This window comes from Allostigmatella hybrida (assembly GCF_020103775.1).
Taxonomy (GTDB): Bacteria; Myxococcota; Myxococcia; order Myxococcales; family Myxococcaceae; genus Hyalangium; species Hyalangium aurantiaca.
Window position 1 is genome coordinate 1 of the sequence record NZ_JAHXBH010000014.1, and the last position, 24,752, is coordinate 24,752.

Genomic DNA, 24,752 nt, shown 5'->3' on the forward strand with positions numbered 1-24,752 from the left:
AGCTGGTTGACGAACTCGGCCACGGTGCGAAGCGTCTGCTCGCGCTGCTCGGACTGGCGGGCCACCTGGGCCTCGGAGTCCTGGCGCCGCTCGGCCATGGCGTTGAAGGCCCGGGCGAGCTTGCCCGTCTCGTCCTCGTTGTGGACCTCGATGCGGTGGGCGAGGTTGCCGCGCGTGAAGTGCTCCACGCCGGCCATGAGCCGCTCCAGCGGGCCGGTGATGCCCCGGGTGAGCACCACGCTGACGCCCAGCACCAGGAGCACGCCCACGGCGGCGCCCAGGGAGACCACCACCAGGATGAGCCGCGAGGCGTTGGAGGCATTCTCGTGGCTCTGGGTCCACAGGGCATGCTCCTGCTCCAGCATCTCGCGGGTGATGCGGCGGATCTGATTCATCTGGCTGTTGCCTGTGCCCCTCTGCACGTTCGCCAGGGCCGTCTCCCGGTCCTTTGTCCGGAGCAGCTCGATGCTGTCCTCGAGGTAGGAGAGCCGGGCCTCGATGAGGGAAGGCAGGTTGGCGGCCTGGCGCGTGCGGGACTCGGAGGAGGCGGTGGCCTGGTTGAGGCGCTGCAGGGTGGCCCGGGACTCCGTGACGGAGGTCCGGTAGGCGTTCAGGAACTCCTCCTTGCCGGTGATGATGTAGTTGCGCTGGTGGGCCTCGGCGTCCACGAGGTGGGCGGTGAGCTGGCGCAGCTGCTCGATGGTGAGCTCACTGCGCACCAGCTCCTCGGTCGTGTCCGTGAGGATGCCGGTGCCATACAGGGACATGCCCGAGACGATGAGCAGGACCAGCAAGGCCAGTCCGAATCCGGCTCCAATTTTCTTTCCAATGCTCATGGGGTTCCTTCATCCGAGATGTCGAACACCAGGCGACTGTCTCCCAGCAGGGCCTCGCCCTCCAGGAAGATGGTGCCGTCCCGGTGGATGCTGGACACCCAGTCACCCACCTCGGCGAGCGCGGTGGGCGCGGGCAGCAGCGCATCGCGGGGCACCTGCGTCACCTCCTCCACCGCCTCGGCGCACAGGCCGAGCTCCGCCCGGCCCAGGCCCACGACGAGCACCGCGCTGCCGAGCCCCGAGACGGGCCGACCAAACAGCGGCGTCAGCTCCACGACGGGCAGCACCTCGCCGCGCAGCAGGGTGAGGCCGCGCAGCAGCGGGGGCGCGCCGGGCAGCGGGGTCAGCTCCGGGGTGCGCAGCACCTCGTGCAGAAAGCGCGTGGACAGTGCGTACATCTGCCCGCCCAGGCGGAAGCGGGCCACTTCCACCAGGTGGCTCGCGGTGCGCTCCACGGGCGGAGGCCGGGCGAGCTCCTGCGCCCGGGCATCGAGCACCTCCCGGGCCTTCGCGGGGGACAGGGTCTCGGCCTGCGCCGCCGTCTCCATCATGCGCTCCAGCCGCGCGCGGGCCTCGGCCCAGTCCAGGCCGCCTGTCTTGCGTTCCGGCATCAGCGCTCCTCCGGTGTCGTCATCATCAGCTCCAGGCGGAGGCGCTCGTCATGGGCCACCCGGGCAAGGCTCCCGGCGCGCTCGCCCTCGGACAGGGGCACGGCGGTGTCCGGTGGCAGCGCGGCGCACAGCTCCTCCGCGGAGCGGAAGGCGCGCGCGGCCCCGGCGGTGTCATTGCGGCGGCGCAGCACGTGGCCGAGCGTCAGGTGGGCCACGGCCAGGCGGGGCTCCAGGTAGACCACCTGGCGCGCCGCGCGCTCGGCCTCGGCGAGCCTTCCCAGGCCCAGCAGCAGCACGGCCTCCAGGTAGCGCAGCCCCGCGGCGAGGGGAAACCGGGACGCGGCCTCGGCGCAGGCCGCCGCGGCGGCCTCGGGGTTCACGTTGGCCAGGGCCCGGATGGCCACCTCCGCGGACTCGGGCCCATCCGCCTGGGCGCGCGCCAGCTGCGCCGCGTCCTGCCAGTCGCCCCGCTCCATGGCCTGCCGGGCCGGCTCCAGCCGGTCGGGGGGGCGCGGCGGCACGGGGGCCGGGGGGGGCACGGGGGGCGGGGACAGCACTGGCGTGGGGAGCACCGGCAGGGGAGGCGGGGTGGGAAAGCGCACGGGGGCCGGTGCCACGGGGAGCGGCGGCAGCGGCGGCAGGGGGGAGAAGGAAGGCGGCGCGGCGGGGGCGGGCCGCACCCCGGGGGCGAGCCGCTGCCAGGCGACGCCCCAGCCGGTGAGCAGCGGCTCCAGGGGGGCGAATCCGGACAGGCTGGGATCCGACGGGCCGGTGATGAGAAAGCCCCCGTCGGCCAGGCTCTCGTAGAGCCTGCGGGCCACGGCGGCGATGGTGTCGCGGGTGAAGTAGATGAGGACGTTGCGGCAGAAGATGATGTCCATGCCGCCGATGCCGCTCTCCGGCGAGGGCCAGGTGTCCAGGGCGAGGTTGAGGTACTGGAAGCGCACGCGCTGGCGCACCTCGGGGGCGAGCACGTAGCGCTTGTCCTCCTGGCGCAGGAAGGGCCGCATCCGCTCCGCGCCGGTGCTGCGCAGGGACCAGGCGCTGTAGTGGGCCTGCTGCGCGTGGGCGAGCGCCGCGCGGGAGATGTCCGTGGCGTGCACCTCCATGCGGTGCCCGTAGCCCTCCTCCATGAGGAGCACCGCCAGCGAGTAGGGCTCCTCCCCCGAGGAGCACCCGGCGCTCCACACGCGCATGGCGTGCTCCGGGCCGCGCATCCGCCGCAGCTCGGGCAGGGCCTGGTGGCGCAGGAAGTCGAAGTGCTCGTGCGTGCGGAAGAAGTACGTCTCGCCGATGGTCAGCTCGTTGAGCAGCGCATCGAAGGCGCCCGGATCCGAGGTCAGCAGACTCTGATAGAGGCGGAGGTCCTCCAGGCCGGTGCGGGCCATGGCCCGGGCGATGCCCTCCTCGGCGGCGGGGATGCACGTGGGCAGTTGCAGGCCCGCGCGCTGCTGGACGTAGGCGAAGACGAGCCCATAGCCCGGGTGGCTCCAGGGCGCCTGCTCCAGGCTCACGTCGCCTCCGGAACGGCCGTGAGCGCCGTGTCGAGCGCGAGCGCCTCGGCCTCGGACAGGAACGTCTTCAGGTCATGCACGAGCACCAGCCCATCCGGCAGCTTCACGGCGCCGGCCACGTAGCCCACGCCGGGCAGGGTGGTGGGGGCCTCGTCCAGGGCGCCGGGCTCCAGGGGGAGCAGCCCCTCGGCGCGGTCCACCCGGAGCCCCACCTCGCGGGGGCCCGCGCGGGCGATGATGAAGTGGTCGGCGGGGGACAGCGGGCGGGCGGGGAGCCGGAAGCGGCGGCGCAAGTCCAGCACGGGCAGGAGCTGGCCGCGCAGGTTGAGCAGGCCCTCCACGACATCGGGCGCGCGGGGCAGGGGGGTGAGGCTCACGGCGCGCACCAGCTCGCGCACATCCGTCGACGGCAGCGCGTAGCGTTGTCCCTCCAGGACGAACAGGAGCACCTCGCGGGGAGTGGATGTCATGGGGGCGTGGGTCTCGGGTCCAAGCTCTCCCGCTTACCAGGGCTGTCCTGGAGCGGAAACCTTCTCCTTCAAGGGTTGTACACCAGACGAAAGGCAAGGCTTCCCGGAGTCCGCTCCTGAGCGAAGAAGGGGAGCGAGGCATTCTCGGGGACATGGTGCGACATGTCATCGTGGTGGGCTCGGGGCCGGGCGGGTTGTCGGCGGCCATCAACCTCGCCGGGCAGGGGCTGAAGGTCACCGTGGTGGAGAAGGACCCGGTGCCCGGGGGGCGGATGAAGGGGCTGACCCTGGGGGCCAACGGGGAGTACGCGCTGGACACGGGGCCCTCCATCCTCCAGTTGCCCGGGGTGCTGGAGCGCATCTTCGTGCGGTCCGGCAAGCGCATGGAGGACTACGTGAAGCTCGTCCCGCTGGACCCGAACACGCGGGTGCACTTCTGGGACGGCACCTCTCTGGACACCTCGAAGAACCTGGCGCACATGGAGGCGGAGCTGGCGAAGTTCGGCCCGGCGCTGCCCCAGGCGATGCGCGCGTGGATGGCGGAGGGCCGGGAGAAGTACGGCATCGCCTACGAGAAGTTCATCGCCACCAACGCGGGCAGCCTGGGCTACTACGCCCCGTGGCGCCTGGCCTCCACGCTGCGCTTCAAGCCGTGGCAGACGCTGTACCGGCACCTGGACTCGTTCTTCCACGATGACCGGGTGACGTACGCGCTGGCGTACCCCTCGAAGTACCTGGGGCTGCACCCCACCACGTGCTCGTCGGTGTTCGGGGTGATTCCGTTCCTGGAGCTGGCCTTCGGGGTGTGGCACGTGGACGGGGGCTTCCGGGCGCTGGCGCGGGGGATGAAGCGCTGCGCGGAGGACCTGGGAGCAGTTTTCCGCATGGGCGAGGCGGTGGAGCAGGTGCGCGTGGACGCGGGGCGGGTGGTGGGGGTGCGGCTGGCGAGCGGCGAGCAGCTCGACGCGGACGCGGTGGTGGTGAACGCGGACCTGGCGTACGCGGCGCAGAACCTCATCCCGGCGGACATCCGCGAGGGCACGCGCCTGTCGGACGACTCGCTGGAGCGGGCGAAGTTCTCGTGCAGCACCTTCATGGCCTACTACGGCCTGGACACGGTGTACCGGGACCTGCCGCACCACCTCATTTATATGTCCGAGAACGCGCGCAGAACGGACCGGGACGCGCTGGAGGACCGGGTGCTCGATTTGGAGGATCCGCCCTTCTACGTGTGCAACCCGTGCGTGACGGACCCGTCGGGGGCGCCGGAAGGCCACTCCACGCTGTACGTGCTGGTGCCCACGCCGAACACGTCCCGCGAGGTGGACTGGGCCGCCACGGAGCGGGTGCTGCGCGAGCGCATTCCGGACATGCTCGCCAAGGTGGGGCTGAAGGACGTGCGAAAGCACATCCGTGCGGAGCGCTACTTCACGGCGGAGACGTGGCGGGATGACTTCCACGTGTTCCGGGGCGCCGTGTTCAACCTCTCGCACACCTGGCTGCAACTGGGGCCGCTGCGCCCGAAGGTGAAGAGCCCGGATGTGAAGGGGCTGTACTGGGTGGGCGGCGGAACGCACCCGGGCAGCGGGCTGCTCACCATCATGGAGAGCGCGAACATCGCGGCGGATTACCTCACGCGCGAGGCGGGCAAGGGCCCCCTGCCGCAGTGGCCGTATGTGCCGCCGCTGGAGGAGGCCCCGCCGGTGGCGCAGGCCCGCGCGGGTTAGTACCGCGCGGGGCCCACGCATGACGAGGGCCTGCCCGCCTGCCGGGAGAGGGGCGTGCAGGAGGGGGCCATACCGGGGAGGGGCCCGGAGCCATTAAGGTGAGCGGGAAGGTGCCGGCCAGGGTTCTGGCGAGGAGGAATGTCCGCATGCCCATCTTTCTGCCGGTCGCGCTGGGCGGGCTGGCGCTCACGGCGCTGGGGCTCGGGGTGAAGCGGGTGCTGGAGGATGCCTCCGCGCGGCCCGTCTTCGCCGAGGGCACGCCGGCCGCGGAGGCAATGGCACGGCATGGCGCACAGGTGGCGGCGGTGCGGGCCGCCCGGCAGCGCGTGAGGGAGCGGATGCGCGCCTACGCCGAGCGCCAGGAGCGTGCGCGGCGGGAGACTGCGGAGCCCTTCCTCATCCTGCTGGAGCGGCTGGAGCGCTGGGGCCAGGCGAGTGCGCGCGAGGTGCTGACGGGCTCCGGACGGGACGCGCTGACCGCGCTGCCCCGGGGACCGGTGCTCCGGGGCTCGCGCCGGGCGTGGGCCCTGCGGGGCGTGAGCGGCGAGGAGCCGCCGCCCGGGTGGGAGGCGATGCTGGAGTGGCTGGACCGCGGGGTGCTGACGCCGGACGGGCCCCCGGTGGAGGTGGCGGGCGTGGCGCTGTACCCGGCGGCGGCGTGTCTGCCCACGGTGGCGGCGGAGGCCGAGGTGGTGCGCGCCTTCGGCGAAGCCAGTGAGGCGCTGGGCCGGGTGGAGGCCTTCCTGGACGCGGTGCACGCCCGGCTGGAGGAACTGGATAGGCGGGTGGAGATGCTGCAGGGCCGGGCCTCGGTGCAGCTCGCCTACCTGGAGCCCACGAGCTTCGAGGCGGAGGGGCCGGAGCCGCGCGAGCGCCTGCGGCGGCTGGGCTACCTCATGGGCGCGCTGGCCGAGGCGCTGCGGTGGCCGGTGCTCTCGCGGGACGGAGGGCTCGCTGACCTGCCTGCCCCCCTGGCGGACTAGCGAACGCAGGGGGAGCGAGCGGACAGGCTGTCCTCTCACCCCTGTTCACCCACACTGGCGTGCACATCTTCCCTACAGAGAGCGGAAGCGTGCGCCTTCAGGAGGACACACCATGGGTGAGTGGAACGACAAGCTGAAGGGGAAGGTGAAGGAGACGGTGGGCGTGGCGACCGGTGACCGGGAGCTCGAGGCCGAAGGAAAGGCCGACACCTTCAAGGGCAACGTGAAGGAGAAGATCGAGGACGCCAAGCGGGTCATCAAGGACGCGGTGGACTCGAACCGCACGGACCGCCGCGAGCCGTAAGCTCCAGCGCCCACTTGCAGGACGAGGCCGTGAGGAACGCCGTTCCTCGCGGTCTTGTGCTGTTCAGCGTCCGCGTTGGCACGCCACTTCGAGGAAGGTGGTGGACTTGCCAATGGCCAGCACCCAGAGGCAGCGCACCAGACAACTGGCACCGAACTCCCGGTAAATCAGCCCCAGGTTGGTGACCACCTCACGACCTGTGATGACTCCGCGCATGTCCCCACCCTCATCGCTCCCGCCCCAGTCGCTGCACCCATCGGGAAGCGGAGGGATGCCTTTGCAAAGCCCTGGCCGACCGCCTGGGCAGGGACTGTTGGCGAGCGAACGGTCCAAGGAATCGATTCGCCGTGAACGTTGGCAGGCCGGTCGGGGGGCAGGTGGGATGTCAGCTCGCGAGCCCTGAATTTTTTCCAGTCGATTCCAGGAATACGGAACCGAATTCGCCCGAGGGGGAGCGAGGGAGCACGGGACAGGCGAGGTAGGAGTTCCTGGGTTAGGAAGGACAGACCGTGTCCCCCCCGGCTCCCGAATCCTCCGCGCTCCCGCTCACGGCCCGCCTGAAGAACGCGGGCAGTCTCTTCAAACAATTACCGGGTACCTTTCAGCTCTTCTGGCGGGCCAGCCCCGGGCTGGCGGTGCTGCTGGGGGGGCTGACGCTGGTGGCGGCGGTGCTGCCTGCGGCCATCGCCTACGTGGGCAAGCTCATCGTGGATGGGGTGGTGGCGGCGGCCCAGGGGGGGAACGAAGCCCAGCGGCACGAGGTGCTGAAGCTCGTGGGGTGGGAGTTCGGGCTGATGCTGGGCTCGACGCTGGTGGACCGGAGCCTGGCGCTCACGCGCGAGCTGCTGCGGGCCAACCTGGGCAACCTGCTCAATGAGCGCATCCTCCAGAAGGCGCTGCAGCTGGAGCTGCGGCACTTCGAGGACTCGAGCACGTACGACAAGATGCAGAACGCGCGGCGCGAGGCGAACAGCCGGCCGCTGTCGCTGGTGATGCAGGCGTTCACGATTGCCCGCAACACGGTGACGCTGTCGACGTACGCGGTGCTCTTGGTGTCGCTGTCGCCGTGGAGCGTGGGGGTGCTGGTGCTGGCCTCCATTCCAGCGTTCATCGCGGAGGCGCGGCTGGCGGCGGCGGGGTTCCGGCTGTACTCGTGGCGGGCGCCGGAGGGGCGCAAGCTCAACTACCTGGAGTGGATCCTCACGCGGGACAACCACGTGAAGGAGGTGAAGCTGTTCGGTTTGGGGCCGCTGGTGCTGGGGCGCTACCGGAGCCTGTTCCAGAAGTTCTTCCGGGAGGACCGGGCGCTGGCGCAGCGGCGGATGGGGTGGGGGCTGGGATTGGGGGTGCTGTCTTTGGGGGCCTTCTACGGGTGCTATGCCTTCATGGCGGGGAAGGCGGCCTCGGGCGGCATCAGCGTGGGCGACATGGTGCTGTACCTGTCGGTGTTCCGGCAGGGGCAGGCGGCGTTCCAAGGCATCCTCACGAGCATCGGCTCGATGTACGAGGACGCGCTCTTCATGAGCAACCTGTTCTCGTACCTGGACATCCCCGCGAGGGCGGAGGTGCCGCGGGTGCTGCCGGCGAAGTCCCCGCCGCGGGGGCGCACGAACGCCATCGAGCTGAGGGATGTGTCGTTCCGCTACGCCGGGAAGGAAGCGTGGGCGCTGCGGGGGGTGAACCTGACGCTGCGGCCGGGGGAGAAGCTAGCGCTGGTGGGGGAGAACGGGGCGGGGAAGAGCACGCTGGTGAAGCTGCTGTTGCGCCTGTACGAGCCCACGGAGGGGAGCATCCTGTACGGGGGGGTGGACGTGCGGGACATGGACGTGGAGGACCTGCGGAGCCGGTTCGGGGCGGTGTTCCAGGACTTCGTGCGCTACCAGTTCAACGTGGCGGAGAACATCGGACTGGGCCACGTGGCGTCGCTGGAGAACCGGGAGCGCATCATCCGGGCGGCGGACCTGGGCGGGGCAAGCCCGGTGATTTCGGCGCTGCCGCAGCAGTACGACACGATGCTGGGAGGCTGGTTCGAAAAGGGGCAGGAGCTGAGCGCGGGCCAGTGGCAGAAGCTGGCGGTGGCGCGGGCGTTCATGCGGGAGGACGCGGAGGTGCTCATCCTGGACGAGCCGACGGCGAGCATCGACGCGGAGGCGGAGCACGCGCTGTTCGAGCGGTTCCAGGCGCTGGCGGCGGACCGGATCGCCATCGTGATTTCGCACCGGTTCTCGACGGTGCGCATGGCGGATCAGATCGCCGTGCTGCACAACGGCCAGGTGGAAGAGCTGGGCAGCCACGACGCGCTGATGGCCAAGGACGGGCGCTACGCGCACCTGTTCCATCTCCAGGCGCGCGGCTACCGGGACTGACCCCGTCCCGATTTTCGGACGGTGGGTCCAAAGCGTGGACGGGTCCTTTTGGACACGTTCACGCGTAAAATCCTGATTTTATTCAGAATTCCAGTTGGCTCGCTTCCTGCTGAGTCCTGAGTTGAACCGGTAACACGGATCCTCGGGAGCTGGGGTTCATCGTGTCGAAAAAACTCATTGCAGCACTTGGTTTGGCCATGTGGGGAGGCTGCACGGATACGTCCGTGACGGCTCCTCAGCGGATGCCCGTTCAAGACGATGTCTTGACGGAGCATCGCCCCATGAGAACGCAGAAGGCGGCTGGAAGGCCCGGAGACGACTGCAAGCAATTCGGCTCAAGCGGTTGCTTGTCTGGCCTTTGTCTCCACACGCAAGCAGACCCTGGAAAGGGATACGTCTGCAGTGAGCGGTGCCAGTCCAACGCGGAATGTCCTCAGGATTGGAATTGCGGCGCCCTCCACCCAGGAATGCCAGAGCGGTACTGCATCCCATCGCCTGCTCAGCCTTCGCTGAATCCCGGTCTCTGACGAACCCCCTTTTGTCCTTTTGGTATCGAGTCCTCGAATGCTCTTGCAAATGAAATGGCCACATTCGCTGTGGCATGTCCTGGCGGTGCTGTGCATCCTGGCCGCTCCGCTGAAGCGCGTAGAAGCACAAGTGTGCTCGCTCCCGTCCCCGGGACAGGGAGCGAGCTCGTCTCCCCCTGCGTCATGCGGCCGCATTTCCTTCTGCATTGGAGTCCGGCAAGTTGTCTGCTCCTGCGGCGGAGACTCCTGTCAGTTCTCTTGCTGCGGGAGTGAGCAGTCGTGTCAATTCCAAGCCATCGGTGAAGACGCGCCCGCGGGGAATTACCAGTGCTGCTACTCAGGGGCGCTCTGTGGGAATACAGAGCCCGGTGGTGAGGTCACCATGGGGTCCGCCACCTGCGCTGGGACTGGGAGCGAGAACTTCCCATGTGAAGTCAAAGGAGGCTCCCAGCCGTCGCCGTGTAGCAATGGTCCTGGGGTGTGCTCCCAAGGAGGGACCTGCGTCTTCAAGAGCGACAATCCAGAAATCTTGTTTCCCGCAGGGGGAGGGTTCTGCTCGCCGCAGATGGGCACGCAGTGTGTGGGGGCTCCCATGCCGGGAGACTTTGCGGAAGAGTGCAATAACGGAATCGACGAGAACTGCGATGGGCAAGTCGATGAGGACTGCCCATTCAGGGAACCAGAAGGGGGAACGCCGATCTCCTGCCAGGGTGAGGAGTGCAGTTGTAATCCCTTGGCCGTTGGAGACCCTGTCAATACCGCGCAAGGGAACAGCTTGGAGCAGGTGGTGGACATCAGCATTCCCGGAACGGCGGGGGCTCTCCAATTCATCCGGACCTACAGCTCCAATCCTCTGGAATGGCTCCACGATAGGCCGCTGGCGGGGGCTCCGAAGCCCTTTGGAGCGAGCCCTACCCACGTGGACAGCATTGCATGGTGGCACAACCACCTCGGTGTCGTGGTGATGCAGGGAAGCCGCTGGAGCGTCCGGGACCGGGAGGGACGGCTCCTTCGCTTCGAGGCGTGCGCAGGAGCGGTGTGTCAGGCAAGCCCTGGGTACGGGAACAAGAGCATTCCTGAGCGGCTGTCGCGGACGGCCGCTGGATTCAAACTGGTGACGGCTACGGGCGAGCAGCTCCTCTTCGAGGCGCCCTTCGCGCCAGGGCCGGGTGGGGTTGACCGGTACTTTCTCAGCAGGATTCTCTCGCCCTCGGGAATCACACTCGAAACGCTTCACTACAAGCAGCCCGCGGACAGCCGATGCCCTGCGGGGGCCGCAGGGAGCGGCAATGGCGTGCCCTACCTTGCGGAAATCGTCAGTCTGGAGGCGCACCTCCTGCTGAGTTACCGCGCGCTGGAGCGGGCTGGTGGCCAGGTGGAGTGTGTCCTGGGCGGCCTCTCCCTTCAGGAGGGCGAGGAGCCGGGAAGTCCTTCCATCCCGGTGGCCACGTACTCTTACGCAACGCAGGGGGGCGTGGAGCGTCCAGGGCGTCTTGCCGCTGTCACGTGGACAGACCGCTCGGAGACTTACGAGTACCTTGCGCAGGCATACCGGAGGACATCGAGCCGTGGCCACACTGCTTTCCACGAGTACGGGGGGAACGGACAGGTTGTGCTCGCGAAGGGAGGCGGAGCCGCATGGGAGTTCGAGCCAGAGGTGACAGCGACGGCCTGTCAACCGGGCTCCAACTGCTGCGGTGCCGTTCCGTTGAAGCGCACGGCCAAGAACACGGAGGGAGGGCTGGGCAATGGTAAAGAGGGCTCTACCCACCTCATCAAGTCCTTCGAAATTCTCTCGAACTTCGGACAAAAGCTTGAGCCTCGACTGTACAGGAGCACGGACAGTTGTGGTGCGTACAACTACGCCTGTTCGCCTGGCAGCGTTCAGCATGAGTGGACATGCTCGGAGGCCGGCTCTCCCGGCTATGAGCAGGCGCGCAAGGACAAGCGCAACAACTGGGAAGTCTATGGGTACGCCCAGGAGAACGGCGCGGTTCGCTCCCCCCTGGAAATGACGTCGCTCAAGAAAGGCGCTACGGACAAGAACGGCACGGGGGCGCTGGAGACGGACTTCTTCTCCTACACGTATGGCCCTCACGGGGAGCAGCTTCTGGCCACCCAGGAGCGGGAAACCCTTCTGGGGCCAGCGGGAGAGCGGGCCAAGACCTCCTACATTTACGAGCCGGGAACCACGCGCCAGAAGGCCATCATCCAATCGGGTTGGACGCGTGTTCGCCAGGCCAGTGGAGCGTGGTCTGTAGAGCATCGCTTGGTGGGCACGTTCTTCTTCACGTCACGGGTGTCCTCGGGCGAAACGGCTCCTGACCCGTTGGGCCGGACGGTGGAAGTCCACGGCCCTTGCTTTGTCGCGAGCGCGAATGCAACGGATTGCCTTCAGGGTGAATACCCCCTGACGCAGTACCGCTATTGGCCTGGGACCGAGACCAGCCCCCGGCGGAACCGGCTGCAATCCGTATCCGTTTACGCGTCCTTGGCGGCTCCCCCTGACGTCACCACCGTCCAAGAGTACGATGCTTGGGGGAACGTGACGGAGAGCACGGACCCCAATGGTGTCGTCACCCGCGCTACGTATCAGGAGCAGCGCTTGCTGACGGTGGCGGCCGGTTCGCAGGCGCCCACCTCCTATGGGTACGACCAGGGGAGGCTGAGCTGGATCCGGCATCCGGAGGGGAATCACGAGGTTTTCTGCTATCGCAAGGCGACCCCAACGCAGGCCTGCGCTGGAGGAGAGCCATCCGACAAGTTGCAATGGAAGGCGAGGGCAGCATCGGCCGATGGAGCGGTCTGGACCGAGAAAGTGGCCTACGCTTACTGGCCCGATGGGACGGTGAAAGAAGAGCGCTACTTGAGCTGGGGGGCAGCCGGTGCGGAAACCCGCCGGGTGGTCAAGTATGCCGCCGATGCCCATCAGAGGCCTACCTGGAGCCAGGACGGCGAGGCACCGGCCGGCAATTCGGCATGGTCCAATGCGACCGTCCGTCTCTTTGACGGAGCGGACAATCTGATCGGTCTGGGGGACCCCTTCAATGCTCCTCTCCCTTGGTGCTCGGGCCCCAATTCCGCAGGGACTGCCACCTCGACGGCTTGCAGCTCCTTCATGTACGACCGGGCGAACCGGCTCATCCAGGCGGATGGTCCTTCCTATGGCGGCCGTCAGCGGACCTGCATGACGTATGACAGCCAGGGAAACATTGCGAGCATCAAGCAGGGCTGCACGGGGAGCACTGCGTGTGACAGCTGCGCCGTGCCAGCCAATGTGTACGTGCATGACGACTTCCGGCAAATGGTGGAGGTGCAGCTTCCCAATACGGGAGGGCCGGTCCGTTACGCCTATGATGCGATGGGAAATGTGGTGATCCGTGAGACGCAGGAAATGCGCCTGAGGGGCGAGTACCTCACGTACGCCTATGATTCGATGGGGCGGATGCTGTCTGTCTCCAGGAAATACACGCAGCCCACGCAGGGACAGCAGCTGTTGTTCCGTCTGGGGTATGCGCAGGACGAGGCACCAGATAGCTCCTGCCCGCAGCCGCTCAACACCCGGGGACGGCTGCGTTTCAGGGATGACTCCTTCGGGCGCACCTGGTTCCAGTACGATGAGACGGGGCGGTTGACCGGAGAGATTCGCCTTCGCGCGGGGACCACGGCCTGTGGTGGGAACCTTCAGAACACACCCCATACCGCGTATTCCTACACGCCCAATGGACACCTCGCGCAGATTGTTTATCCGCATGGGCGCACTGTCACCTATGTGTATGGAACGGGGGCTGCGGCCGGGAGGGTCAGTGCTCTGGACGTGAGCCTGTACGATGGGACGTCATGGCGGGTGGAGCGAATCTTGAGCGGCGCGGTCTGGGAGCCCTATGCCGGGCTGCGAGGGTACCAGCTCCATCATCCAGGCTCGTCCAGCTTGAGCTCCATTGAGTATGCCTTGGGAGATGATGCGTCATCCGCGACAGGGATAACATCGTGTCCCGCGCCATTTCCTTCCGCGGCGTTGAGTGACTTCTCGGGAAGGTTGCGCAGCCTGCGTGTCTCCAGTGGCGCTTTCGTTCCTGGCACAGGTGCAGGGGACATCTTCCATCGGTCGTATTGGTGGGAAGGTGGGCATGTTTCTGCGGAGTACACGTGTGTCCTGGGATCGGCAACCGGCGCCCGCAAGGTAGGCTATTCCTATGGCAGGAATACGCAGCTGATTGGTTTTTCTCCTGCTCCGGCTCAGGGGATACTCGGCACTCAGAGCTACGAATACGACTACCGAGGAAATCGAACGGGCCTCAATTCGGATGGAAATGGTGCTTCAGACTTTGTTTATGCTTCCGCTCCGAATTCAGACCAATTGCTGTCCTGGAATTTCAGGAACCATCCGGGGGCAGAAGCTGAATTCGTTTACGATGCGGACGGTAGGGCCATCGAAAAGCGGAAGAACCGGCTTGCGTCAGAGTCAGCAGCCCGAAGCTGGCTTGAGTTCGCCTATGGGCCGGATGAATCGGTTGCAACGGATTCTGTCTTCAAGGCAGTGACGGTCGGAGGGGTCAGTTACAACTACTTCTATGATGCGCTCGGACGCAGGCGTCTCAAGGTGTACCCGTCTGGAGCCATGGATGAGTTTTTCTACGACTCAGGCCACCAGCTGCTCTCTGATCAGGGAAACAACACGGTCGTTCCCTCCGTCGGCTTCTACGTGGAGGACGACTATATCTGGCTGGGAGGACGTCCCGTAGGCATCGTTCGCGGCCGGTTCAGCACAGGTTGGTTACGTGAGTCCGATACCTCGGCCGATTGCGCGAGGAATGGTGAGAGTGCCGCCTGCGGTGTCTATTTCCCTGTCACGGACCACATCGGAAAGCCGGTGCTGATGTTGGATGCGTCGCGCAAAGTGGCAGGCATCGCAGAGTACAATGGCTTCGGGCAGATGAACCGGCTGGGCGCCATCAAGGAGACACCACATCTGAGCGGAAGCAGTTCGTACGCAAGCAATCTGGTGAACGCTTCGATTGTCTCGTTCTCCCAGCCCATCGGGACCACTTCCAGCTCGCTTCCCAATACCGTTGTCCGAATGAGGGTGCTGTTCGGAATGGTGGATACGGAGGCCTCGTCCAGTGGGCCCGTGGATTACGCCCAGGTCAAGATGACCAGCGCGAGCACCCCTGTTGGGGGCCGCATTGGTGGCCGCTCGAATGTGCCCTTCTGGTCAGAGTGGATGCAACCTGCGGATGGCCGCGTCTCGGTGCATTTCAACTCAAACGCAGGTAACTGCTGTCCTGGTGCAAATGGAGCACCGGACTGCAACACAACGTGTGGCTACGAAGGTGTGACCATCACAGGCTATGAGTATCAGCGGTTTCAATCAGGAACTCAGCCGTTTTGGACGCCGCTGCGCTTCCCTGGGCAATACTACGATGAAGAGACGGATCTGTTTGAGAACTGGAATCGTTATTACGACTCCAGTATCGGCAGATACCTACAACCTGAACCGATGCTGATGGATCCGTCTTTTGCGCTTAGGCGAATTAAGCGTGCAGAGGGTATTTCAGTTTACGCTTACGCCGGGAATAATCCCTCCAGCCGGGTGGATCCCAATGGCTTGTATGATACTGGAGTGGGAGATATGCTTGCTTTTGCCTATATGACTGAGGAACAGCAGCGGCAAGTTGAGAGTGCACAAGTTGTTGTAGGTTTGGCGCATGTCAGTTTTTATGCGGCCTTATTGGGGCAGGTGTGGGCTGCTGAACTCTTCACGCTTGCGAGTGCAAAGTGTACAAGCACGCCTTTTAATGAGAAGCAGTTGGCCCACATTTTCAGAAAATCTGATGGACATTTGGCGATTGATACCCCATATGCGCGCTTGTTGATTCAGTCCGCAGTACGGACGGCCAGTTTTATAGGAAAAGATAAGCATGGTAATGATGTTTATTCGCGCATGCTTCCTTCTGGTCAACAGGTGTGGGTGAAGGTGAGGGATGGGAAAATTACACATGCAGGCGTTAATCTGATTCCGAGGTCAGCTGCGGGGATAATGGGGTGGTGAATGAAGATTGATGATAAGGTTGCCTACAGGGCTATGGAGATTTTCCTCGAAGAGTATTGGAAGCGCGTAGGTCGGCCAGATGATTTGGCAATCCTGCTTTCGGGGATTCATTTGTGTGATGATGGTCAAACTTCAGATCCAGCTCATTGGGGGGATTGGGTGAATGCTTTGAATGAGGCCCTTCAAGAGCAGGCAAATGGCAAGGGCGTCTGATTAGGAGGGGGCCGAGGCAATGAGGCGAGGCGGCGTAGCATTAGTCGAATCATCCCCAGGTAATGCTTCGGACGACTCCTCTGGCTGCTCGTAGTCTCAAGCTAGGCGCTGCTCTCGGCTCAACCACCCCAGCATCCGCGCCACAGCACAGGCGTGGGGGCTGTGCGTTTCACAGTCTCCACCTCGACACCAGCTTGCTGGGCCATGCACTCGACTCGCGGCCCGCGTAGGCCAAATCCGCCCATACCTTTGATGCGTTGGGTATTGATCGACCGCCAAGGGCAACACCGCGCTGGTCGCATCCCGATCCTGCACATCCTGCCAAACTGATCCACGCCACCAGAGGCAATCCCTAGTGGAGTGTCCGCGAAGTTTTTGGACATAGTCACTGGAGGGCTGACGCCCCTCGCTGAAGGCGGGCTGCTCGGAGACCGATTCGACGAGGTAGCAGCAAGCGCCCCACGACTATGTCTACGAACTTGTAAGACACTCCACTAGGTTTGGAGGCTGCGGCCCTGAGGGCAGGGCAGGGAGATACGGAGTACATCCAGTTTCGAGACTGGTTGCGCGATGTGAAGCAGGAGTTTCCGCCTGAGGGCTGGCATGAAAAGTTCCTGAGCGAGGCTCAGGGAGACCCTCTGGCAGTGTGCCTCCGGTTTCTTGGCCGTGCCGTGGAGTTTCGCGGCATGGCTTGAAACGGGAGCATTTGCTGCGTGGCTGTTGCTCGACGTGACTGACCCATGGGTTGAGGTGACGCTTCGATGAGTGCGATTGTCTATCCTGCGGAATGGAAGGGCCGCATTGTCTACACGATCGACCTTCTTCTGTTTCTTCGTGAGCAGGTCCGGAAGGGAGTCATTCTGGATATGTTCATGGGTTCGACCCATACGCATGCGCTGAACGCCTTTATCGCGGGCTCGGAGCAGGCTTTGCGTCACAACGGATTCCCGGATCGTGAGTACTCTGAGTTCGTGGCGTGGCTCCGGGACGCCAAGAAGGACTACCCTTGTGAAGGCTGGGCGGTGAAGTACCTGAGGGACTGTGGTGGAGACCATCTGGCGGCGATCAAGAAGTTCCTCGAATTCGTCGCTGAGTTCCGAGAGACGAGGCGTGGGAACGAGGCTCGTGGGCTGTGACGATGGAGGTGCGGGTGGAATTGGCCGCTGGGGTAGCGGGCAGTCAACCGGTTAGCAGCCCGGAAAGTACGCCAGTCCGCTTTTCCAGGGGTACGCCGCCGATGGCTCGTTGAGCGGGGCCGAAATGGCCTATTCTCGGGTGTCCCGGCCCAGGGCCTTCCTGAATGATTCGTCCCTTCGTGCATCGCTTGAAGCTGTTCTGGAAGCTGGCGCTGATCGCGCTGCTCATCCCAGCGTCCATCAGCGCGATGCTGATCGTGGCCCTGCTGGGCACCGGCTCGCTCAAGGCCGAGTACGACAACCTCTACGGCTTCATGCTCCTGCCGGTCATGACGCTCGACCAGGGCCATGCGGAGGCCGCCACCCTCTCTGGCAAGCTGCGCCTGCTCGCAAGGCTTCCGCTGTCCCCCGCCGAGCGGGAGGCGCGGGTCCGCGAGGTCCAGGCGCACGACCGCAAGATGCGCGAGAGCATGACGCTCTACGCGCGCGAGTGGGTCACCTCCATGAGCTCCTCCTTCACCGATGAGCTCTCCGCGGCCGACCGCGACGCGCTGCGCAAGGAGGAGCTTGCCTCCGTGCAGCTCTTCGAGGTGGCCTATGCCGGCTACGTCCCCCTGCGTGACCGCGTGCTCGCGGGGGCGCCCGTGGACGTGGAGCAGCTGGAGCAGGCGCTGGGGCGCATCGATGAGGCCATGAACGCGCTGGTGAAGCTCAACCGGCGCACCGCCGAGCTGTCCAACGCGAACGCCCAGTCCTCCCTCCTGTGGATGCAGGTGCTCCTGGCACTCCTGGCGCTGGGGCTCAGCGGCGTGGGCATCGCGGTGGCCTGGAGGCTCTCGCGCATCATCATCCAGCCCATCACCCGGCTCACCCGCATGACGCTGCGCCTGTCCCGGGGCGATGTGGAGATCCTCGAGGAGGGCGAGCAGTCGCTGGCCCTGGATCCGGACACCAAGGACGAGATTGGCCTGCTCCTGCGCGCCACCCTGGACATGGTGCACTCCACCCAGCAGATGGTCTCCGCCGCGGTGAGCATCTCCCACGGTGACCTCACGGTCCGCGTACAGCCGCGCTCCTCCAAGGACGCGCTGGGCATCGCGCTGGGGCAGATGGTGGCGCAGCTCACGAAGATCGTCACCCAGGTGCGCCTGGGCTCTTCCTCGCTCGCGTCCGCCTCGGCCATGCTGGCCTCCGAGACGCAGGGCCTCGCGCTCGATGCCCGCGAGCAGGCCGCCGCCGTGGACGAGAACGCGCAGACGCTCAAGGAGATCAGCGCCTCGGTGATGCGCAACGCGGAGAGCTGCCACCAGATGGAGGACATGGCGCGGCTGGGGGCCCAGGACGCCCAGGCCAGCGGCCAGGCCGTGGGGCAGACGGTGGAGGCCATGCGGCGTATCTCCGCCAACGTCTCGCTCATCGAGGAGCTGGCCCACCAGACGAACATGCTGGCGCTCAACGCGGCCATCGAGGCCATCCGCGCCGGTGAGCACGGCAAGAGCTTCAACGTGGTGGCCGGCGAGGTGCGCCGGCTCGCCAACCGCAGCAAGGGCGCCGCGCGGGAGATTGGCGAGCTGGCCATCTCCAGCATGGGCGTGGCGGAGCAGTCCGGGAGGCTGCTCAAGGACCTGGTGCCCGCCATCCAGCGCACCGCGGACGTGGTGCACGAGGTGGCCTCCTCCACGCGCGAGCAGTCCACGAGCGTGGAGCTGATGAGCCACGCCATGTCCCAGGTGAAGCAGGCCACGGGCGGCAACGCCACGTCCGCGGGCCAGCTCGCGGGCTCCGCCGAGCAGCTCGCCGCCCAGGCCGACTCCCTGCGGCGGCTCATGGGCTTCTTCCGCGTGGCGGACGGCGAGCCGCCTCAGAGCTCCCTGGTGCCCGAGCCCCCCGAGGACGCCTCGCCGGGCGAGGTGCCCGAGACCCTGTCCACCGCCCACCTGACGCAGGGCGTACCGGGGCTGGAGGAGGCGCTCGCGCGCGAGCTGGCCGGCGAGTTCAAGCCCTCCTGAGCGCGGGCCTCAGGCCGCGGGCGGCAGGTGCTCGCGGATGACGCCCAGCCAGTACTCCCGGCCGTAGTACTGGCTCATCTTCCCGAGCAGCTTGCCGTCCCGGAACAGCAGGAAGGTGGGGATGCCGAAGAGGCCAAAGCGCCGCGCCAGCTCCTCGTCCTGGTAGGCGTTCACCTTCACCACGCGCATGCGCGCCCCTTCCAGCTCGGAGAGCAGCGCCGGCTCGGCGGCCGCGTACACCTCGCAGTTCGGGCAGCCCTCGCCCCAGAAGTCCACCACCACCAGCTCGCCCCGGGGCTGGAGCACCAGCGCGTCAAAGGTCTCCGTGTTGGCGTCGTACGTGGCGGGGTGGCTCATGGTTCCTCAGGGCGTGAGGGGGCGGCGCTCGAAGTCCTCGCTGCCGCGCGTCTTGCGGCCATACACCTGCCCCGCGGGCAGGGGGCCATAGTAGACGGCATCGGCTGGCGCGTACACGAGCGGCTTGCCGGCTGGGGACACCTGCCGGGCATCGAAGAGGCCCACCTCGCCGCCCAGGCGCGAGAGCGTGAAGGGCATGTGCTCCGGGCCCGCTGCCGGGTTGCCATCGGCGATGATGCGCACGCGCTGGTTCGGCGCCAGGGTGAGGGCGGGCAGCCGGTAGCGCGGGGTGCCGCGCAGGTCCGGCGTCAGCTCGTAGTTCTCCAGCGCCACGGGGGTGGTGCCCCGGTTGTGCAGCTCCACGTAGCCCGAGCTGCCCGCGTTCACCTCGTGGATGACGAGCGCGCCGGAGCCCTGCGCCCTCAGCGTCTTCATCGCCTTGAGGAGGAAGGCGCGGCGGTCGCGCACGTACTTCTTGAGCGAGTCCTGGGCGCGCGCCACGTGGACGGGCGAGATGTAGGGGTCCGTGGCCAGCTCCGGCTTCGCCATGGCCCACAGCGCGTCGATGTGGGCATTGGCCTTGGCCTCCGAGAAGGGGCCCGCGAGCGCCATCTCCAGCTTCGCGAGCAGCCGCTCGCGCAGGGCGGGCCGGTCCCACACGCGCGTGGCCAGCATGCTCCAGGTGGGGCGCTGGCTGGGGCGCTCGGCCTGGCGCTGCTCCCACAGGCTCTGCACCCCGGCGTCATACAGCGTGAAGGCCTGGGGCGGGCGGTTGGAGATGATGGGGTACGTCTCATCCCACGTGCGCCAGTAGATCATCCGCGCGTTGTTCAGGTCCCACGGCACGTACGTCCACTGGTCCTTGCGGTGCTCGTGGACCCAGTAGCTGCGCGAGTCCTCGACGATGTTGTTGGAGATGATCGCGTCCATGGCGAGGTTGCCCAGGTACGCCTCCACGTTCACGAAGCGCTCCAGCTTCGCCTCGAAATCGGCGTCATCCGAGCGGTTCACCCAGGCGAGGAACGTGTCGAGGTCCGCGCGGCTGACGTCCTCGTTGGTCTTCTTCTCGAAGTCGCCCTGGTAGTTGCCGCCGGGCTGGAGCGTCATCTCGCAGTTGCGGTGGCCGCAGCGGTACACGGAGGCATCGCGCTCCATGCGGTGGTCCCTCAGGTACTCCTTGCCCACGTGCTCCATGTCCACGTAGAGCCCGTTGTGCTGGCCGTTGAGGCTCACCCGGACGTACTGGGCCTTCGGCACGGGAAGCCCCATCGCGGTGTACAGGTCCACCGCGAACTTCTCCGTCAGCTTGCCGCCGTCGTTCCAGCTCGCGAGCAGGTTGAAGTGGTCGCGGCCATCCAAGTCATGGCCCTTGTTCAGTTCGATCTTGAAGCTCTTCTGAGGAAGCGTGCGGGTGCTCGCGCCGCGGTAGCGGACCTCGCCCGGGGCGCTCTGGCCATCGAGCACCACCACCACCGGCACCGTCTCATCGGAGGTGGGGTGGGCCTCCAGCTTGGCCAGGTCCTCCGGGGCGATGTGCAGCTCGAACTGGGGCACCCGCGTCTGCACGGGGGGAAACTCGCCCAGCTTCGGGCCCGCGTCGGTGCCGCCATCCGGGGCCGAGGGGCCCGCGTCCGGGGTGCCCGGGCCCGTGGGAAGCTCGGGCTGCAGGGGCTTCTCGGGGAGCGGATCGATGCCCGTCTCGCTCGTGCCGGGCGGCGGGACGGAGAACGTGTCCGGTCCACAGGCCAGCAACCCCACCATCGCCACCACCCACCACCCGCACCGTTGATGCATGTGCCCTCCCGTCCGGGTCGGGGGGCGTGCACCGCGCGTGCCTCGTGAGATGTGTCCGGTAGTGGATGCTGGGGGGCCGGAGCGACCCAGACCAGGGAACGGAGGGCTCTGTCATGGGAACGCCAGTTCCCTCTGTGGGCACCTGGGGGGAGTGAACAGGGCAGTCCGGGGGCGCGCGGAGGGGCCTCCGGGTGAGGGAAGATTGCGCCGGCGGAGTGGGTAGGGCGGTGTAGAACACAGCCCGGGCCTGAAACAGCTCCCCCTGGGCAGCGGGTGCGTGAATGTGGACAGTGGCACTGCGCAGTGGTGGGGTATGGGCGCCTGAAGGCAGGCGCCGCTGAAGTGGAGGAGCCATGCACGAGTGGTTGGAGGCACTGCAGAAGTCGGCGAAGACGACAGCTCCGGGGGCGGCCGCGGAGGAGTTGCGGAGGAGCGAGACGGAGTTCGGCATTCCCCTGCCCGGGGAGCTGGGAGACCTGTACTCGGTCCTCAACGGCGGCACGTTCGAGGGCGAGGTGGTGCTCTTCCCGCTGACCGCGGAGGGGGAGCGTCCCAGCGTGCAGGAGAAGACGCGGAAGATGTTGGTGGGGCTGCCGGTGGCCGGCGTGTGGCGCTTCGGCCTGAAGGGGCCGCACCGTCACCTCTTCGCGGCGCGCAAGTCGGCCATGATCGAGCAGGGGGACGGGGGCGGTCCGTTGCCGGAGTGGGTGCAGACGCTCGGGGACGACGACTGGCTCTTCGGCACCTGGGATGAAGAGCAGAAGGACATGCGCCTCTACCGTGCGCTGTCGCAGATGCTGCCCGTGCTGGTTCCGCCCGTGGAGCACGAGGACTTCGGAGACCGTACCTTCGCCCGGGCCATCGCCGCCGTGGAGGGCGCGCTGACCGAGCTGACCGGCGAGGAGGCCGAGGGCCAGGAGGACGAGGCGGCCGAAGAGGACGTCCAGGACCTCCAGTACGAATATGAGGAGGGTCAGGCCCCGGAGCTCCAGCAGCCCGCGGTGATGGCCGCCGAGCGCCGCGTGAAGAGCATCAAGAGGCCGCCCACGCGCAAAGCCGTCGTGAAGTCCGAGCCGCCCGCGAAGCAGACCGGGGAAGGACTCGAGACGCCCGCGGTGATGGCCGCGGAACGGCGCGTGAAGCACCTCACGGAGCAGGCCGCTTCGGAAGCCGAAGAGGAGGCGCCACGCAAGAAGGCGGCGGCCCGGACCGCGGCGAGGAAGAGCACGGAGCAGGCTCCTGCTGCCGGCAAGGCCCCCGCGGCAGCCCAGAAGTCCGCTGCGAAGAAGGCTCCCGCGAAGAAGGCGGCCACGGTCAAGAGCGCCGCGAAGAAGGCCCCTGCCAAGAAGGCGGCGGCGAAGAAAGCTCCCGCCAAGAAAGCCCCTGCCAAGAAGGCGGCGGCGAAGAATGCTCCCGCCAAGAAGGCAGCGGTGAAGAAGGCCCCGGCCCAGAAGTCCGCTTCGAAGAAGGGCGCTGCGAAGAAGGCTCCTGCGAAGAAGGCTCCGGCCAAGAAGGCTCCGGCCAAGAAGGCTCCGGCCAAGAAGGCTCCGGCCAAGAAGGCCCCCGCGAAGAAGGCGGGCGCCCGAAGAGGCTAACGTCCGCAGTGCCTCGCGGACTCAGTGCCGCGGGCCCTGCGCGTTCTCCCCCTCCGCCTCGCGCGGAGGCGGGGGCACCGGCTCGACGATGGGGTCCATGCCCTGTGCATGCCACCGCTCCTGGCGGCGGGCGAGCCGGTCCTGGGCCACGACCTGGACCGCGCCCGCGACCGGCAAGGCCAGGAGCGCGCCGAGCACTCCGGCGAACGCGGTGCCCACCAGCATGGACAGCGCGATGAGCAGGGGATTCATCCGCAGGGTGTGGCGCTGGATGATGGGCTGGAGCAGGTGGTTCTCCACCTGCTGGTACACGAAGAAGACCCCGAGCGCGATGAGGCCCACGCGCATGCCCCCCGAGGCATACGCGGTGGCGACCACGAGCGCCCCTCCGAGCAGCGGGCCGATGAACGGGATGAGGCCCAGCATCGCCATGGCCAGGCCGAGCGGGACGAAGTAGGGCACGCCCAGGAACAGCAGCGTCGCCAGCGTCACCGCCCCGCCAATGAGCGAGATGCAGAACGCGCCGGCCACGTAGCTTCCGACGTTGTGGTACATCCGCAGCGCCAGCCCCCGCCAATAGGTCCGCTCCGGCGGCGGCAGCCACAGCAGGGCCTTGTCGAACACGTCCTGGCCGAAGCACAGGAAGAAGAGCGTCAGCACCACCACGGTGATGAAGGCCGCCAGGCGGTGGAGCACGCCCGACACCACCCCCAGCATGGGCATCGCCGCCCCGGGCAACCGCTGCCGCATCTCCGCGGAGACGCGCTCGATGACGTCATAGCGCTCGTCGAGCTGCTGGACCCAGGGCTCGTGCTTCAGCGCCTCGATGTAGCCGGGCGCCGCATGGACCAGGGATTGGCCTTGCTGCACGAGCATGGGGACGAACGTCGTCAACAGGGCCACGACCAGGCCCAGTCCAGTCAGGAACACCAATCCCACGGCCATCCCGCGCCGCAGCCCCCGGCGCTGGAGCCAGGAGACCCCCGGGCTGGCCGCCAGGGCCAGGAACAGCGCCACCAGCACCCAGGACAGGACGCCGCTGGCGGCACGCACCATCAGGAGCAGCCCCAGGATCGCCAGAATGTTCAGCCCCACCGTCCAGACCGTGCGGGGGGATATCTGAGAGCGCGACCCCGAGGCTGTGCCCACCCTTACCCCTCCGGCAACTGCTCGCGGTCGATGGGGCGCATCTCCTCGCGCGGACGGGCGGTCCACCCGTCCTCATCGTCCTCTTCTCCCTCGGCACGGAACGACTGGATCTGATCCGGCAGGATGTCCCGGAAGTCCGGCTCGTCCTCCAGGGGAGGCGTGGCCACCAGGTCCTGATCCGTGATGTTGATCTCCTCGTCTCCCGTGGCGGGGTTCACGTGGCGCCGCGAGGAGGCTTCGCCCACATCCTCTGACCCCAGCTTCTTGAAGCGCATGATTCTTCCTCCGGGCAGCACGGTGGCTTGGCTGCTTCCGCTTTAAAGTGCGGCGCCCTGGAGGTTGCGGCAACGCGCGGTGCCCGCCTGCCTGCCCCCATGCAGGCGCTCAACGCGCCGGAGGCGGCGAGGCGAGGGAGGAGGCGGGCTTCAGGTCCATCATGACCATGAGCACCGCCAGCACGCGGGAGAACGTCTCGCGCAGGAGGTAGCGCCGGGTGGAGGGCCTGCCCTCGTCGGCCGCCACGCCCCAGGCATCCATGCCCACGGAGTTGGCGATGTAGAGCGCGCGCGGCAGGTGGAAGCGCTGGGTCACCAACAGCGCCCGGCGCATGCCGAAGACGTCGTGGGCGCGCACGCAGCTGTCGTAGGTGGACAGGCCCGCGTCATCCCCGAGCACCACCCGCTCGGGCACGCCCCGCTCCAGCAGGTAGCGGCGCATGGCGCGCGTCTCGTCGTGGAACCGGTCCGAGTTGTCCCCGCTGACGAGCACCGCGTCCACCTTCTTCGCCCGCCAGAGCGCGATGGCCGTGTCCAGCCGCTGGGCCAGCACGGCGGAGGGCACCCCCCCGGGCGCCAGCCCCGCGCCGAACACCAGCGCCATGGGGGCCTCGGGGGCCCCCTCGCGGGGGAGGATGCGGTGGGCGTAGCGCTGCTGGACGAAGTGGGACAGCGCCAGCACGCCGAGCAGGCTCAGCACGCCGGTCAGCAGCCCTCTGCGCATCCAAACACCCAGCACGCCGCGACGCCCCATGGCAAGAAAGACCGTGGACAGGGGGCCATTGTCTCCCGGCCTCTCGCCGCCTGGAAGGGGGGGCGGTCTTCTTGAGAGCC

At 67.0% G+C, this 24,752-nt stretch carries 19 protein-coding genes; 9 read left to right on the plus strand and 10 right to left on the minus strand.

Going from position 1 to position 24,752, the window contains the following annotated elements:
- From KY661_RS20965 to KY661_RS20980, 4 genes are all read right to left on the minus strand, one after another.
- A partial coding sequence (locus KY661_RS20965; RefSeq protein ID WP_225411909.1) for a CHASE3 domain-containing protein occupies nt 1-836 on the minus strand: 836 nt, incomplete at its 3' end.
- The gene (locus KY661_RS20970; RefSeq protein WP_225411910.1) at nt 833-1,447 is read right to left on the minus strand and encodes a chemotaxis protein CheW; all 615 of its coding nucleotides are present in this window, start codon (nt 1,445-1,447) and stop codon (nt 833-835) included. The genes KY661_RS20970 and KY661_RS20965, both read right to left, overlap by 4 nt.
- On the minus strand, nt 1,447-2,961 hold the full coding sequence (locus tag KY661_RS20975; protein WP_225411911.1) for a CheR family methyltransferase: 1,515 nt from the start codon (nt 2,959-2,961) through the stop codon (nt 1,447-1,449). The genes KY661_RS20970 and KY661_RS20975 overlap by 1 nt, the downstream gene beginning before the upstream one ends.
- Nucleotides 2,958-3,431 carry a chemotaxis protein CheW gene (locus KY661_RS20980; protein ID WP_225411912.1) on the minus strand — a complete coding sequence of 158 codons (474 nt, stop codon included), beginning with the start codon at nt 3,429-3,431 and terminating at the stop codon, nt 2,958-2,960. Before KY661_RS20980 ends, KY661_RS20975 begins: the two co-directional genes overlap by 4 nt.
- Nucleotides 3,432-3,583: 152 nt before the next feature.
- Here KY661_RS20980 and KY661_RS20985 point away from each other — a divergent pair, with 152 nt between their 5' ends.
- The 3 genes from KY661_RS20985 to KY661_RS20995 all read left to right on the plus strand — a co-directional run bounded on the left by KY661_RS20985 (nt 3,584) and on the right by KY661_RS20995 (nt 6,445).
- Nucleotides 3,584-5,158, plus strand: coding sequence for a phytoene desaturase family protein (locus KY661_RS20985; protein ID WP_075006676.1), 1,575 nt, complete (start codon nt 3,584-3,586; stop codon nt 5,156-5,158).
- Between the two features lie 146 nt (nt 5,159-5,304).
- Nucleotides 5,305-6,141, plus strand: coding sequence for a hypothetical protein (locus KY661_RS20990; protein ID WP_225411913.1), 837 nt, complete (start codon nt 5,305-5,307; stop codon nt 6,139-6,141).
- Nucleotides 6,142-6,253: 112 nt separating this feature from the next.
- Nucleotides 6,254-6,445: a CsbD family protein gene (locus KY661_RS20995; RefSeq protein WP_225411914.1), complete on the plus strand. Its 192-nt coding sequence runs from the start codon at nt 6,254-6,256 to the stop codon at nt 6,443-6,445.
- Between the two features lie 63 nt (nt 6,446-6,508).
- Here the strand turns inward: KY661_RS20995 and KY661_RS21000 are convergent, their stop codons facing one another.
- Entirely contained in the window at nt 6,509-6,661 is a 153-nt protein-coding gene (locus KY661_RS21000) for a hypothetical protein (protein ID WP_177233843.1), read from the minus strand.
- 293 nt (nt 6,662-6,954) lie between these two features.
- On the opposite strand from KY661_RS21000, the gene KY661_RS21005 reads away from it, so the two are divergent.
- The 5 genes from KY661_RS21005 (at nt 6,955) to KY661_RS21025 (ending at nt 18,748) form a co-directional block, all read left to right on the plus strand.
- The gene (locus KY661_RS21005) at nt 6,955-8,811 is read left to right on the plus strand and encodes an ABC transporter ATP-binding protein (RefSeq protein ID WP_225411915.1); all 1,857 of its coding nucleotides are present in this window, start codon (nt 6,955-6,957) and stop codon (nt 8,809-8,811) included.
- 576 nt (nt 8,812-9,387) lie between these two features.
- Nucleotides 9,388-15,390, plus strand: a complete 6,003-nt coding sequence (locus KY661_RS21010; RefSeq protein ID WP_225412049.1) for an RHS repeat-associated core domain-containing protein — start codon at nt 9,388-9,390, stop codon at nt 15,388-15,390.
- Nucleotides 15,391-15,603: a hypothetical protein gene (locus tag KY661_RS21015; protein WP_225411916.1), complete on the plus strand. Its 213-nt coding sequence runs from the start codon at nt 15,391-15,393 to the stop codon at nt 15,601-15,603.
- Nucleotides 15,604-16,364: 761 nt separating this feature from the next.
- A complete protein-coding gene (locus KY661_RS21020) occupies nt 16,365-16,739 on the plus strand; it encodes a hypothetical protein (RefSeq protein ID WP_225411917.1) in 375 nt (124 codons plus the stop codon).
- 164 nt (nt 16,740-16,903) lie between these two features.
- Nucleotides 16,904-18,748, plus strand: coding sequence for a methyl-accepting chemotaxis protein (locus KY661_RS21025; protein ID WP_225411918.1), 1,845 nt, complete (start codon nt 16,904-16,906; stop codon nt 18,746-18,748).
- Between the two features lie 9 nt (nt 18,749-18,757).
- Here the strand turns inward: KY661_RS21025 and KY661_RS21030 are convergent, their stop codons facing one another.
- Nucleotides 18,758-19,105 carry a thioredoxin family protein gene (locus tag KY661_RS21030; protein WP_093525825.1) on the minus strand — a complete coding sequence of 116 codons (348 nt, stop codon included), beginning with the start codon at nt 19,103-19,105 and terminating at the stop codon, nt 18,758-18,760.
- Nucleotides 19,106-19,111: 6 nt separating this feature from the next.
- Nucleotides 19,112-20,899 (minus strand): CotH kinase family protein, encoded by a 1,788-nt coding sequence (locus KY661_RS21035; RefSeq protein ID WP_225411919.1) that lies wholly within the window; start codon nt 20,897-20,899, stop codon nt 19,112-19,114.
- A 353-nt stretch (nt 20,900-21,252) separates the two neighbouring features.
- On the opposite strand from KY661_RS21035, the gene KY661_RS21040 reads away from it, so the two are divergent.
- Nucleotides 21,253-22,494 (plus strand): histone H1-like repetitive region-containing protein, encoded by a 1,242-nt coding sequence (locus KY661_RS21040; RefSeq protein ID WP_225411920.1) that lies wholly within the window; start codon nt 21,253-21,255, stop codon nt 22,492-22,494.
- 21 nt (nt 22,495-22,515) lie between these two features.
- Here KY661_RS21040 and KY661_RS21045 read toward each other — a convergent pair whose 3' ends face one another.
- The 3 genes from KY661_RS21045 to KY661_RS21055 all read right to left on the minus strand — a co-directional run bounded on the left by KY661_RS21045 (nt 22,516) and on the right by KY661_RS21055 (nt 24,672).
- On the minus strand, nt 22,516-23,589 hold the full coding sequence (locus KY661_RS21045; protein ID WP_225411921.1) for an AI-2E family transporter: 1,074 nt from the start codon (nt 23,587-23,589) through the stop codon (nt 22,516-22,518).
- 56 nt (nt 23,590-23,645) lie between these two features.
- Nucleotides 23,646-23,918, minus strand: a complete 273-nt coding sequence (locus tag KY661_RS21050; protein ID WP_075006664.1) for a hypothetical protein — start codon at nt 23,916-23,918, stop codon at nt 23,646-23,648.
- Nucleotides 23,919-24,027: 109 nt separating this feature from the next.
- Nucleotides 24,028-24,672, minus strand: a complete 645-nt coding sequence (locus KY661_RS21055) for a SanA/YdcF family protein (protein ID WP_075006663.1) — start codon at nt 24,670-24,672, stop codon at nt 24,028-24,030.
- Nucleotides 24,673-24,752 lie beyond the last annotated feature (80 nt).

Excerpts from the sequence above, each read along its gene's own strand:
- KY661_RS21050 (WP_075006664.1), bottom strand. The coding sequence starts at position 23,918 with ATGCGCTTCAAGAAGCTGGGGTCAGAGGATGTGGGCGAAGCCTCCTCG.
- KY661_RS21010 (WP_225412049.1), top strand. The coding sequence starts at position 9,388 with ATGAAATGGCCACATTCGCTGTGGCATGTCCTGGCGGTGCTGTGCATC.
- KY661_RS20990 (WP_225411913.1), top strand. The coding sequence starts at position 5,305 with ATGCCCATCTTTCTGCCGGTCGCGCTGGGCGGGCTGGCGCTCACGGCG.
- KY661_RS21030 (WP_093525825.1), bottom strand. The coding sequence starts at position 19,105 with ATGAGCCACCCCGCCACGTACGACGCCAACACGGAGACCTTTGACGCG.
- KY661_RS21015 (WP_225411916.1), top strand. The coding sequence starts at position 15,391 with ATGAAGATTGATGATAAGGTTGCCTACAGGGCTATGGAGATTTTCCTC.
- KY661_RS20970 (WP_225411910.1), bottom strand. The coding sequence starts at position 1,447 with ATGCCGGAACGCAAGACAGGCGGCCTGGACTGGGCCGAGGCCCGCGCG.
- KY661_RS21055 (WP_075006663.1), bottom strand. The coding sequence starts at position 24,672 with ATGGGGCGTCGCGGCGTGCTGGGTGTTTGGATGCGCAGAGGGCTGCTG.
- KY661_RS20995 (WP_225411914.1), top strand. The coding sequence starts at position 6,254 with ATGGGTGAGTGGAACGACAAGCTGAAGGGGAAGGTGAAGGAGACGGTG.
- KY661_RS21025 (WP_225411918.1), top strand. The coding sequence starts at position 16,904 with ATGATTCGTCCCTTCGTGCATCGCTTGAAGCTGTTCTGGAAGCTGGCG.
- KY661_RS20985 (WP_075006676.1), top strand. The coding sequence starts at position 3,584 with ATGGTGCGACATGTCATCGTGGTGGGCTCGGGGCCGGGCGGGTTGTCG.
- KY661_RS21000 (WP_177233843.1), bottom strand. The coding sequence starts at position 6,661 with ATGCGCGGAGTCATCACAGGTCGTGAGGTGGTCACCAACCTGGGGCTG.
- KY661_RS21040 (WP_225411920.1), top strand. The coding sequence starts at position 21,253 with ATGCACGAGTGGTTGGAGGCACTGCAGAAGTCGGCGAAGACGACAGCT.
- KY661_RS21020 (WP_225411917.1), top strand. The coding sequence starts at position 16,365 with ATGAGTGCGATTGTCTATCCTGCGGAATGGAAGGGCCGCATTGTCTAC.
- KY661_RS20980 (WP_225411912.1), bottom strand. The coding sequence starts at position 3,431 with ATGACATCCACTCCCCGCGAGGTGCTCCTGTTCGTCCTGGAGGGACAA.
- KY661_RS21035 (WP_225411919.1), bottom strand. The coding sequence starts at position 20,899 with ATGCATCAACGGTGCGGGTGGTGGGTGGTGGCGATGGTGGGGTTGCTG.